A 12,243-nucleotide genomic window follows, 5' to 3' on the forward strand; every position below is an offset into this window, starting at 1 on the left:
ATTTATATGACTGAATTAAAAATAAATTTTGTGGGTTATACATCTTACCCGCGCTGATTATGCAATTTAAATATGAACACCTTATATTGTTGCTAAATGATTCGTGAAAAACAAAATCCCCAACTTTTTATAAGTTGGGGATATAACCTATCTCAACTACTAAATTAACGTCCTGCTAACAACGCTTTTGTTGCAGATTCACCGGCTAATCTCACCTGTTTGGTTAACTGGAAGTTTAATAATGCTAGAACACTCAACTGTGCTAGGAATGCCATAAAAATTGTCGTCGTTCCAGAATATTGGATCGCTACCCAAGGAAAAGTTGAAAACAGCCAGATAGTGGGATGTTTCACCAAGGACATACCAATAAGTTCTAAAATTATCGGTGGGAGAAACATTACTGCACTAATAGTCCCAAGTGCCCAAAAAGAACGTTTGGGAGTTTTTAACAAAAGCATTAATTGAGCAATAGTAGCATAAATCAAGATGATGCTGATAGACAAAGCTAGGGCTAAAAGTAATTTAAACTTGTCAAAATTGTCACCTGCCCAATTTGGGGTACGATCTGTATTGAAAACAGATGTAAATGTAATCCAGACTAGCCAAGGAATACTAACAATTGTCAGATTAATGGCGATCGCCACCAGTGCAGGACTTTTTTCGCTCCAAATTAAATCTTGCCAAACACTCTTGTGGCTAGAAACTTCTTGATGTCGATATCTTGCCCAATCTTGTACATCTTGACGATGAGGAGAAAGAATCGCAATCAAACTGAAAAGTAAGACCAAGTTGTATAATCCTAGAAAAACAAAATTTCGCTCAATGTGTTCATCCAAATTGTAATGTTGTAAGGTAAATCCCCACATCATTACCTGGGAAAAACATACTACTACATAACTTTGTCCCTTACTGATTATTGAAGCTTGAGGATTACGGAAGCAACGTTTTAGTGCTTGCAAAATCCCATAAGTACACAATCCAAAATTAAATAGATGGAAGCCAATGATAGTAACAGTATTTGTCCCTAATGATACATAGAAAAACTGCAACTCTTTCAGGGGAGAACCTCTGTATACATGAAATAAGTTAGGAAACAGATAATTTGTTACATCCCAAGGATTAAAAAGTCTCAACCAAGTACCTGCATTATTCAAACTGTTGCCATAAGACAATGCTGTTACCATTGTGAGGAACAAGAAAAATAGAACTGCACCACTACCTAACCAAGGCTGAAAACCACTAAACCAACGACTAACTAAGCCAAATAGTAATGCAGCACTGTAAAAGAAAATACAGTTAGCAACAAGAATAGCGTAGTAACTGAAAATGTTACCAAAAGCGATGTTGGCAGAATGTCCAGCCCAGAAATGTAAAGGAAGTGCTACTAAGACTACGAGATAAATTAAACTCGGAACTCCTAATAACTTGCCAGTCAATACGCTTGTTTCTGATTGGGGACTCAGACGAATGAAATTGAGCGTACCGCGACGTTCTTCTTTCGCTAAATCATTAATTAGTAAATAAGTTCCGGCAACTAATAGTGTAAATACAAAAATTACACTAAAAGAAAAGAATATATATTCCCAATGATCTCGCCACCACAACTGCCAATCAATTTCGTTTTGGAGGCAGAAATTATTAGAGAGAAAATCATTTATTTCAGCAATTTTAAATTGATCTGATTGCCGATAAGCCTCTGTTTGTCGCTGCTCATATACTTGACGTAAACGACAATATGTCCCAATTAGGGAATATCTATTATCAGGAAAATCGCGGAATTGACATAAAACAACTACTAGTTGCAGTAGTAGGGAAAATACAACAGCGATCGCCACATTCAAAAATTTCAGGCGTCCTTTGAGTTCCCGCAATAGTTGCGGATTCCAATCGCCGATTTTGTCTATCCAATTGAGCATCATAGGAAAAAAATCTCCAAAAACGGGGAGTGATATTTATTGACGAATTAAGATGCTTGTTTGTGACCTAATTTTAAGAAAATAGTTTCTAAGTCTTCTTGTGTGCAGTGGAAATCAGTCAGAGGAATGCCAATACTAATTAGCGATCGCAACAACTGGGCACAATCTTCCTGTGTCCCCGAAAAATTCACCCGCACGCTGTTTGTTCCTGGTATTACCTCCCATTCTTCTACTAAAGGATGATGTTTCACTTCCTTCAAAAGTGTCTCTAAGTTTCCCAAAGTGGATAACACAATTTGTTGGCGTGAAAGACGTTGGTAAAGTTGCTGTAGCGATGTACTTTCTACCAAAAAGCCAAGTTCCATAATTCCCACAGAAGTACACAGTTCCGCTAAATCACTGAGAACGTGGGAGGAAATTAATATTGTCATCCCGGCTTCTCGTAAGGCTTTGATGATTTCTCGGAAATGCATTCTCGCAATGGGGTCAAGTCCAGAAACCGGCTCATCTAGTAGTAGTAAAATTGGTTCGTGAATAATGGTTCGCGCTAAACTCAAGCGCTGTTTCATCCCCCGCGACAAAGTAGAAATCTGACTATGACGTTTGTTACCAAGTTGGATTAATTCTAAAACTTCATGTAGACGTTGGGTGCGGCGGGGTTCTCGCAACCGATACAAACGCGCAAAATAATCTAAGTAGTCCCACACTGTTAAATCTTCATACAGTGGATAGTCATCAGGTAGGTAACCAAGACGACGCTTGAGTTTGGGGTTACTCTTGTCACGTAGTAGGCGATCGCCATTAATATAAATCTCACCCGTCGTTGGTTCCTCAGCGGTTGCCAACATTCGGATCAGAGTAGTTTTACCCGCGCCATTGGGCCCAATCAATCCATATACCTCACCCGCTTGGATTTCTAAATCAACATCATTAACAGCAACATGTCGATCGAATTGCTTAGTTAGTCCACGGGTGCAAATTGCTAATTCTTTTACCATCGCTGCTGGGGTGCGGCTTGTGATTAACAGTTAAGCTAACCTGTTTCTACAGTATTTGTCAGGCTTGTTACGGAAATTGAAACTAGTTTTGAAAAAATTTGCAACATAAAAAAGTAGGTAAGGTATATGCCTTAACTACTTTTTCATTCTTATTCTGCTATGGGACAAATATTTGCAAATGAAACCTAGACTTTTTACTCAGTAACCTTTTAGAAAGGGAACAAAAAAGAGTGAGCAACATATCTCACCCTTTTTTGTTTATTCGCTCATAACGGAAGCACAGGCTTGAGCTTCCTGCCAAAGTTTGTGCAAAAAGAACTCAGCGCGATCGCTCATTGTGGTAATAAACACACCCTCAGCATCTTCAGAACCATCAGATAACCAAGAACCCCGCAAGGTGACTTCCACATATTCGCTATCGCAGACACACAGAGCAATTATTTCTCTGTCATCTCTTCTTACCTCAGCTTTCAGCACTTCTACTCCCGATAAATCAACAGGAAGCAAAAAGGAAGCTGTACTAGGTTCAACACTAAGAGTTTGACCAACTCGTAGTGCCAAAATCACTCGCTGCGCTACCCATTCTTCTAGCGACAGAGTGAGGCATTCTAAATAAAAGCTGTTTTCGGTGTAAGTTAATTTCAGCATTCCTCATGCTCTCCTGTTATTCCAGGTTTGCTGGCATATTTATCCAAAACTGTTTATCGCCAGGCTGGTGCTTTTGGCTTGATACGCAGTTGCATACCAGCCTCACGAGGGATGTGTAGACGCACAGCAGCGAATTAGTAGACATCATCTTTTAATGAGAGCTACTTTTTTGACAAAACTTAATACTCGGTGAGTAAATTCGCCATCGGCATTCCGTGGTAAAACTCAGAGATTCGGTCTTGTTTGTTACTAATAGCACAATCACCCGCTTGATATTAACCCAACATAGTGGTAAATAACTTTGATAAACCACCACTACGGATTTCTCTAACACTTGTATTGCACTCGTCACAGCTTCACTCCTTATAAAAAACCCCCGCTTCTTCTTTTCCTGAAGCGGGGGTTAGAGATTGACCGGAAAACTTTCTGGTCTTATATCGGTACAGTATTCCTTTGCCTGTACCCCCCGCTTTCTTCATCTAGTTGTGGTTTTGCAATCAGTGCGCTAATGCTGAGATGTTTAAAATCATCTTTACCCTCTGTGATTTGCCCATGATTTCGGCTAATATCCCCCATAAATAAATACTCCACTCCCACAGCAGCTGATTCCCAACCGGCTCGACAATTGGTAGCGCATAAGGAAGTGGAGATGGGGTAAATGGATTTCACAGAAAATTTCACCTATTGAACATTCCTTTAAACATACTACACTTGTATTACTATCCTGTCTATACCTTTAAGGAGAAAAACTCATGCATACAATCGCTCGCACCCCAACCACCGATATGGAAGTTACTAGCATCCGCCTAGAGCGGGAACTCAAAGATAAACTCAAAGAAATAGCTGGCAATCAGGGATATCAAGCGCTGATCAGAGATATCCTTTGGAATTATGTCCAGCAAAAATCAGGTGAGTGGAAGCCGCGATTTTCGCGATCCGACATTCGAGCTAGCATAGCTGCCACAGCTCAGCAGGAAGAACGCTGTGTACTCACTGGTCAATTAATTCAACCCCAACAACCAATGTTGTTAGGACTGACGAGGAATGGCGATATGGTTCCCTTAAGTGTCGAAAGCTTGGCTGGATAGTTTTATATCCAGGCGAATGCAGTTCAGTTGTTCTGACTAAATAATTGGGCTGCATTTAAAACTTCGGTTTCTTGTCTCCTCTGAATCAATAGTTATATTTAAAAAAGTTATAAATTATTTATTTAAATTAAATTTTAATTATACATCTAAGAGTACTGCTAATCGAGAAATTACTCATAATTTCTTGCCAATTAGCAAACCCAAAGACCACACCTGCCTAATATGCATTTAAAGCCGATCCGAAAATCCGGCTCGATCCTTTTAAAAGGAACAGGGAATAGGGTTGCGGAATATGACAGGTGTTGGACGGAGCTCAATACTTGTCGGGTTTTGGGGAAAAGGGGAAGGTGGGGTCCCAAGAAGGGGATAAGGGGCGGGGAAAAGGGGAAAGAAAAAATCTTTAACCTTTACCCAAAACCCAATTCCGAGTTAAAAATGCTTTACCCGAGCAGTATTGGGACGGAGCTTCTAACGCGATGAGGGTAATAATAACCTGATGCGCGTCTAAAGTATATAAACACTCTTGATGGTCGTTGACTGTTGACTGTTGACGGGTTTTCAGTCATCAGTCATCAGGTGAATTTATATTGAATTTTTCTTGCCGACTTACTTAGGTTCTAAGTTTAATTTTTTTGAAGCTTCGGCTTTTTTATACCTTTCTGACACTAAGAGAGATAAAAGGTATTCTGTCAATATATTTAAATTGAAATAAATCTTACAAAAATTTTAAATTGATATAGTGTTTTTACGGATGAAACTATCGGTGACTGTGGTTTAATTCTAGAGAAATTACGGTTTATGTATACTTACAGACAAGATATTCTGAGGTCAAAGTTACTTAATCATATCAATAATCAATATAAAGAAACCCAAAACAAGTGGACTGAGGCATTTTAGGATATCTTAAAGTATCTCAGTACCTGTGTAGCAATTTGCTTGATGCATTCGGAAACTTGGCCATCTGGCATAGAAAAGGGCTATAACAGGTGAGAGAAACGATTCATACAAAATTTGTCAATTATCAAGGTGTAGCAACACAACTAACGGTGAACAATATGCCAAAAGGTTGGGTGCAAAAAGAATGGGTTTATTATCCAAGGGCGTGCCAGGAATGAAAAAGCCTGTATCATCATCGCCACCACACTACTTAAATGACGTAGATCTACTACAACCTTACCAAGTCAAGCTGATGCAGCATCAGGAACAACCAGCCCGCCAGTTGGTACAAAAGATTAACCAAATCATTGCTAATAGCTCGGCTACAGCATTGATGCTGCAAGATATTGCCCAATTGCTAGGAGTTGCGTTTCAAGTAGATTGCTGCTGCTTGGTTTCAGTAACGGGTGAGATATCCGACGAACCGACTGCTATTAATTGGTGTGCTGACGAGTATTTAGGGTTGCCACATCCAGAAGAGATTTTTTCGATGGAACGGTTGCTGATGCACTCGCCAGTGCTGCAATGTGCTGCTGAACCGTTGACTATTGAAGATGTTTCCACGATTCAGAAAAGCTTGGTAATTGGGTGTCGATATTTGCCACTACCGATCAAAGCAGTTTTGGCAATTCCTACTCGGTTTGGTGGCAATAACAACGGGGTGATTTGTCTGATTAAATTCCAACCCTATGATTGGAGTGAATCAGAAAAACAACTGATCAAAGAGGTAGAGTCGTCTTGCGCGATCGCTTTTTCTCAAGTCGCACAAGGCCAGTTAATTGCTCATCAACAGCGGGACTTACAAAAGACCAGTCAGCATCAAAGTTTGATTAAGCAATTAACTGTATTAAGTCGCAGCAACTTGGAACTTAATCAAATGCTCCAAGTAGTTGTCGGGTCTACTGCTGAATCTTTACAGGCAGATCGGGGTTTGCTGATCATGCTCAAATATACAGATCCCCTATTTAGAACTCAAGCGAAAAAACAAATTCCTAAAGCCAGAGCCACGGTAGTTGGAGAATGGGCAAAGACAACCCAAAATTCCGGGGCTATTAAACCAGATATCTTGCAGCAGTCTTTCTTGCTTTCAGAGTGTGGTTTATGTGAGCGTGTCTTCATGGATTCTGGAAAACCAGTAATTGTGGATGACTATACAGCCGAAAAGGATAACTCCCCAGCTGCTCCATTATTTAGGGTAGAGGAATTGCCTGCGGCACTGTTAATGCCATTAGAGAGTCAAGGTAAAATCTTAGGATTCTTGGTGCTACAGCAATCGGTTGCTCGCAATTGGCAAGCAGCAGAATTAAATCTTGTGGAAATGGTTTGCGCTCAAGTGAGTAACGCCATCATTCAATCACAGACATTGCGCCAAGTGCAAACGTTGGTAGATGAGCGGACGGCGAAATTACAAAGCAGTCTGGAACTCCAAGCCAAATTGCATGAAAGAACGCGGCAATATGTCGAGCAGTTGCGGAAACTTAACGAACTCAAAGATGAATTTTTGAGTAATATGAGCGATCGCCTGCGCTACCCCCTGACAAACATGCTAATGTCAATTCGCAACTTACGTTTGCCAGGAATAGCACCAGAGCGTCAGGCTAGATATTTCGATATCCTCGAGCAGGAATGTACCAAGGAAATCAATTTAATTAATGATTTGTTGACACTCCAGAAACTAGAGTCGCCTCACGAAGCTCCGCAATTAGAAACTATAGATTTAAATACTAGAATCCACCATATAGCAGCCTCTTTTGAAAAAAAGCTGGGTGAAAGGGGGTTAAAAATTTCTTTAAATTTACCAGAAGAATCGCTAAAACTCCAAACTGAATTAGAGAGTTTTGACCGCATTCTCCAAGAGTTGCTAACAAATGCCTGTAAATACTCAGAGCATGATACGGTAGTTCACCTGCACGCCTTTCATCAAGTCGATGAACAAATCGATCGAGTTATCATGAAAGTGACGAATACAGGACGCGCCATCTCTGAGGAAGAAGCGACCTATATCTTTGACAAGTTCCGTCGCGGTAAAGGACGCTGGACTCCAGGAACCGGCTTGGGACTTGCTCTAGTCAAGTCTTTAGTACAGCATTTGAATGGGGCGATCGCAGTTGAAAGTCTAGAAATCCCAAATTCTCAACAGAGCGAAATTTGCTTCACCTTGACTCTGCCCCAATTTTCTGACGAAAGCAAACCATAATTCTGACAGTGACTAAAGAACATAACACAACAGAGAACCCTGATTTCCCGTCTCCTAGTGATGACATAAATCTAGAAGGGGATTATTTATCTCCTGATGCAGCTACTTTGTTGGCTAAGGTAGAAGTGGAAATTGAGAAGACAGCACAACGACAGCGACAAATCAGCGCTAAAGTCCAAATTCCCCAACCAGTGGAAAAAATCTGGAAGGTTCTAACGGATTATGAGGCTTTGGCTGACTTCATTCCTAATCTTGCCAAGAGTCGTCTTATGGAGCATCCTGAAGGCGGTATTCGACTCGAACAAATAGGCTCTCAGCGCGTACTCAACTTCAATTTTTGTGCGCGGGTAGTTTTAGATTTGGAAGAATACTTCCCTAAAGAAATTAATTTCCGCATGGTAGAGGGAGATTTTAAAGGCTTTTCTGGAAGCTGGTGCTTAGAGCCTTATTCCTTCGGTGAGGATGTAGGAACAAATCTCTGTTATACAATTCAAGTTTGGCCTAAACTCACTATGCCAATAGGAATGATTGAAAACCGACTGAGTAAAGACCTGCGCTTAAATCTTCTAGCTATTTACCAACGTGTAGAAGAATTAGCCCGCAAAAAAGATGATGGTTAGTTACATTATCATTCAGGGTTAAACCTGAATGATAAATTTCATTCATAGATGCACTCTACAAAAAAACATCTTTGTGATTTGTTTATTAGTACCCCCAGGGGAATTCGAATCCCCGTTACCTCCGTGAAAGGGAGGTGTCCTAGGCCTCTAGACGATGGGGGCATCGGACTCAGACCTTTTATAAGGTAACTAATTTCCTTGGTGATGTCAACAGGTTTTGCGAAAAAAAGTTTGTGGCAGCTAAACTGGTTGGAAGCAAAAGTTTGAAGAGGACACACAGAGATGGATACACAAAAAAAAGCCCGTAGATGCTGGTTTGGCTTTGGGCAGATTGCGTCAACATCCGGCGCTGGGAATTTTGGCGGATGCCCAAATAGAAAAAACCCGAAATTCAGGAAAGGAGAAAGGGTATGATGTTGTACCCTGTAGAGTTAATATCTACGTTTTTTTTACAAAAGATTTTGAAATAAATAGCTCAAAATCTACAACATGGAAGCATCTCTTGAAATCACTCTACAGATGGCGATCGCTGTGCTTGCAGGTATCAGCGCCCAAGTGTTGGCTGCATACCTCCGGGTACCCAGTATCGTCTTGTTATTGCTGTTGGGCATCCTCTTTGGCTCTGATGGCTTAGGACTATTACATCCCCAGTTGCTTGGCAGTGGACTGGAAGTTATTGTCGCCCTAGCAACGGCAATCATTTTGTTTGAAGGTGGACTGAATTTGGATCTGCGAGAGTTAGGCAGAGTTTCAGTCAGCCTACAATTGCTCGTCACTCAAGGAACCCTAATCACACTCCTTGGTGGGAGTATGGCTGCTCATTGGCTGGGTGAATTTCCTTGGAACATAGCTTTTCTCTATGCTTCGATAGTTGTGGTTACTGGGCCAACGGTGGTTGGTCCTTTGCTCAAACAAATCAATGTAGATCGGCAAGTGGCAACCCTTTTAGAAGGAGAAGGGGTTTTAATTGACCCTGTAGGAGCTATCCTCGCCTTCGTTGTCCTGGATACGATTTTAAATGGTGATGCCGATCCAATTAATGCGATCGCAGGTTTACTCATGCGGCTCGGTGTTGGTGCAGCAATTGGTGGTGCTGGCGGTTATCTGATGAGTTTGATTTTCAAACGCGCTAGTTTTCTGTCATTCGAGCTTAAAAACTTAGTAGTGCTGGCAATACTTTGGAGTCTGTTTACCTTATCGCAAATGATCCGTAGTGAATCTGGAGTAATGACAACAGTAGTTGCAGGAGCAGTCTTTGCTAACTCCTCAGTGCCAGAAGAACGTCTGTTAAGGAGCTTTAAGGGTCAGCTAACAATTCTCAGCGTCTCGGTTCTATTCATCCTATTAGCAGCCGATCTATCCATTGCCAGCGTGTTTGCTTTGGGCTGGGGTAGTTTATTCACTGTTTTGGTGCTAATGTTCGTTGTTCGCCCAATTAACATCCTCTTGTGTACTTGGAACAGTGACCTAAATTGGCGACAGAAATTGTTTTTAAGCTGGGTTGCGCCCAGAGGAATTGTTTCTGCCTCCGTTGCTTCTCTATTTGCGATTTTGCTGACACAACGGGGTATCAATGGCGGTGACTCCATCAAAGCTCTAGTTTTTCTCACAATCATCATGACTGTGGTTTGCCAAGGGCTAACAGCTGGCTGGGTTGCTAGGTGTCTGCAAATTACCTCAAAAGATGCAACTGGGGCGGTGATTGTCGGTTGCAATCCCTTGAGTCTGTTAATTGCCCGATTCTTTCAAGAACGGGGAGAAAACGTAGTCATGATTGATACTGACCCGGAATGTCTTGTCCAAGCTGAAGCCCAAAATCTCCGGGTGATTGCTAGTAGTGCTTTGGATGCTGCTGTTTTAGAAGAGGCCGGACTTGCCTCTATGGGGACTTTTTTGGCCATGACAAGTAATGGCGAGGTGAATTTTGTTTTGGCTCAACGAGCGGCTGAGGAGTTTAATCCGCCCCGTGTCTTAGCAGTTTTCCCCCGCGATCCCCAAGCGAATAGCTCAGCGAATAATAAAGTTCATCAAGCTTTTATCTCAGACTTAGCGATTAAGACTTGGAATGAGTATCTCAATGATGGCCGAGTCAAGCTGGGGACAACCACCCTGACAGATTTAGAATTTTCCACTCAATACGATCGCATTCAAGAAAAGATTCGGACTGGGATATTGATACCGCTATTGGTAGAGCGAGAAGAACGCTTACAGGTAATGACAGCTAACCAAGATTGGGAAATTGGCGATCGCATTATCTACCTTTTGCATGACCCCAGACCTAGCCTTTTAAAACGTTTATCTGGCGCTACCCAATCCACTCCCCTGTCTCTGGAAAAGTTACCAGAGGTTGAAGACTTAGCCCTTGCTCAGTTAACTCAACTTTCCGCTAGCGAGAGTGGGGGGAGATGAGGGGGATAGGGAAGGAAGAAAAAACTCCTAACTCAGCCGTCAGCACTCACTTGCCATTCTTGCCACAGTAAAGCAGATAAATGCACTACGGCAAGAAGTAGCGTTGTCATCGCAATTAAATAACTATGTATTGTGTAAAGGTGTTCAACGGTAACTGTGCTAATGGCTCCACCGCCTGTCAGGATGTCGCGCAGTTGTCCGCCAATAAAGGGAATTGCTTCGATGGTTCCTAGCTCAATGCTAAAACGCCAGTATCCTTCCTGAGTCCAGTCTAGAATTATGGCTGTCCAATCCAGCCCGATGGCACTTAGGGTAAACAAAATCCCACTAATCCAAGCAGTCAGCCAACTCTTGCGAAATTGCCGACCTAAAAACATCACTACAATTTGAATTAAGGCGATCGCAATTACCACGTTACCAGCAAGATCGTGCGCTCTCCGAAACAACCAGCCATACGGCAGTTGTGTATTAATCATCTTCAATGAGTTATAAGCACCGCCCGCTGTCGGTTCGTAGTAAAAAGAAAGCAAAATTCCGGTAGAAACGTAAATTAAGCACAGAGTCAGAATTACAACCGATAATATCGTCGCTATTCGCCGCAAAATTCTGTCGAACTGGGTGCTTTGCATAATTCACCCCTCCTGTCCTTAAGTAGGTATTTATTCTTATACAATTTTAGCTAATAAATCTTAATATATTTTGCTTTTCTTATATAAAAGTAAAGTTTTTTAAATCAAATATTGCACCCAAGCTTTTAAGGGTTCTGGTGAGCCATACCAAATTCCGGCGCTTCTAGGAGAATGCTTTACACCTTCAATCACAAGATTTTCTGCGCCTTCAAGGTGGGCTGCTTCTATTGGCGTGATTCCATCTCCCCAAGTGTTACCCTTACCACAGGTTAATTGATAGCTACTGTAAGCTAACCAGCTACCAGGCCGCCTTTGTCCAAAGATCGTTTTGCCAGCCACACAAACGTAACGAACGTTTTTGTAAAAAGCTCCAGGATAGTTATTAGTGACAAAATCGAGATTTGAGCGTGTCCAGCGTTCTTGGCTGATGTGGGGTGTACCTAAGGTGATGAGAGTCGCAACCAGGGGATGGGCTTCCCAAAGGGATGGTTTGAAATCGCCGCGTGGCAAATAAGGTTTTTCTCCCATGTAAATGCGCGATATCCAACCTCCGGCCGAGTGACCAATCAAGTTAATTTGAGTAACGTTATATTGCTGCAATATTTGCTTGACTGTGCGATCGAGTTGTTGCAAAATTCGCGTTATCGGTCTTGTGCCAATAGTGGGAAGCCAATCACGCCTCCGCAGTGGTACTGTGACAACAGGAAAACCAAACTGTTCTAGGGATTGTTCTAGTTGACGATAGGCGATCGCGCTTTCTAGATATCCAGGCACAATAACTATTGGTAACGGCATTTGAATT

10 protein-coding genes, 1 tRNA gene and 1 pseudogene are annotated in these 12,243 nt (G+C 41.8%); 4 read left to right on the plus strand and 8 right to left on the minus strand.

The genetic code is table 11. The features are described from left to right. Positions 1 to 164 precede the first annotated feature (164 nt). The 5 genes and pseudogenes from ACFG4S_RS23675 to ACFG4S_RS23695 form a co-directional block, all read right to left on the minus strand. Positions 165 to 1,919 carry an ABC transporter permease subunit gene (locus tag ACFG4S_RS23675; protein ID WP_392531428.1) on the minus strand — a complete coding sequence of 585 codons (1,755 nt, stop codon included), beginning with the start codon at positions 1,917 to 1,919 and terminating at the stop codon, positions 165 to 167. 44 nt (positions 1,920 to 1,963) lie between these two features. After that, entirely contained in the window at positions 1,964 to 2,914 is a 951-nt protein-coding gene (locus ACFG4S_RS23680; RefSeq protein ID WP_392531429.1) for an ABC transporter ATP-binding protein, read from the minus strand. A gap of 258 nt (positions 2,915 to 3,172) precedes the next feature. Then, on the minus strand, positions 3,173 to 3,562 hold the full coding sequence (locus ACFG4S_RS23685) for an alr0857 family protein (protein WP_392531430.1): 390 nt from the start codon (positions 3,560 to 3,562) through the stop codon (positions 3,173 to 3,175). A 181-nt stretch (positions 3,563 to 3,743) separates the two neighbouring features. Then, positions 3,744 to 3,914, minus strand: a pseudogene (locus ACFG4S_RS23690) (HNH endonuclease); the annotation flags it as partial. Between the two features lie 80 nt (positions 3,915 to 3,994). Further along, positions 3,995 to 4,243: a hypothetical protein gene (locus tag ACFG4S_RS23695; protein ID WP_392531431.1), complete on the minus strand. Its 249-nt coding sequence runs from the start codon at positions 4,241 to 4,243 to the stop codon at positions 3,995 to 3,997. 71 nt (positions 4,244 to 4,314) lie between these two features. Here ACFG4S_RS23695 and ACFG4S_RS23700 point away from each other — a divergent pair, with 71 nt between their 5' ends. The 3 genes from ACFG4S_RS23700 to ACFG4S_RS23710 all read left to right on the plus strand — a co-directional run bounded on the left by ACFG4S_RS23700 (position 4,315) and on the right by ACFG4S_RS23710 (position 8,403). Then, positions 4,315 to 4,650: a hypothetical protein gene (locus ACFG4S_RS23700; RefSeq protein ID WP_096535028.1), complete on the plus strand. Its 336-nt coding sequence runs from the start codon at positions 4,315 to 4,317 to the stop codon at positions 4,648 to 4,650. 1,111 nt (positions 4,651 to 5,761) lie between these two features. Next, the gene (locus tag ACFG4S_RS23705) at positions 5,762 to 7,783 is read left to right on the plus strand and encodes a GAF domain-containing protein (RefSeq protein ID WP_392531432.1); all 2,022 of its coding nucleotides are present in this window, start codon (positions 5,762 to 5,764) and stop codon (positions 7,781 to 7,783) included. Positions 7,784 to 7,791: 8 nt separating this feature from the next. Beyond that, positions 7,792 to 8,403 (plus strand): SRPBCC family protein, encoded by a 612-nt coding sequence (locus tag ACFG4S_RS23710; RefSeq protein WP_392531433.1) that lies wholly within the window; start codon positions 7,792 to 7,794, stop codon positions 8,401 to 8,403. Positions 8,404 to 8,492: 89 nt separating this feature from the next. Here ACFG4S_RS23710 and ACFG4S_RS23715 read toward each other — a convergent pair. After that, positions 8,493 to 8,565, minus strand: a tRNA-Glu gene (locus tag ACFG4S_RS23715). A 327-nt stretch (positions 8,566 to 8,892) separates the two neighbouring features. On the opposite strand from ACFG4S_RS23715, the gene ACFG4S_RS23720 reads away from it, so the two are divergent. Then, positions 8,893 to 10,812, plus strand: coding sequence for a cation:proton antiporter (locus ACFG4S_RS23720; protein WP_392531434.1), 1,920 nt, complete (start codon positions 8,893 to 8,895; stop codon positions 10,810 to 10,812). A gap of 32 nt (positions 10,813 to 10,844) precedes the next feature. Here the strand turns inward: ACFG4S_RS23720 and ACFG4S_RS23725 are convergent, their stop codons facing one another. Both ACFG4S_RS23725 and ACFG4S_RS23730 read right to left on the minus strand, forming a co-directional pair. Then, a complete protein-coding gene (locus ACFG4S_RS23725; protein WP_392531435.1) occupies positions 10,845 to 11,441 on the minus strand; it encodes a cytochrome b N-terminal domain-containing protein in 597 nt (198 codons plus the stop codon). 99 nt (positions 11,442 to 11,540) lie between these two features. Next, positions 11,541 to 12,236, minus strand: a complete 696-nt coding sequence (locus tag ACFG4S_RS23730) for an esterase/lipase family protein (RefSeq protein WP_392531436.1) — start codon at positions 12,234 to 12,236, stop codon at positions 11,541 to 11,543. Positions 12,237 to 12,243 lie beyond the last annotated feature (7 nt).

This window comes from Nostoc sp. C117 (genome assembly GCF_043099735.1).
GTDB lineage: Bacteria > Cyanobacteriota > Cyanobacteriia > Cyanobacteriales > Nostocaceae > Nostoc.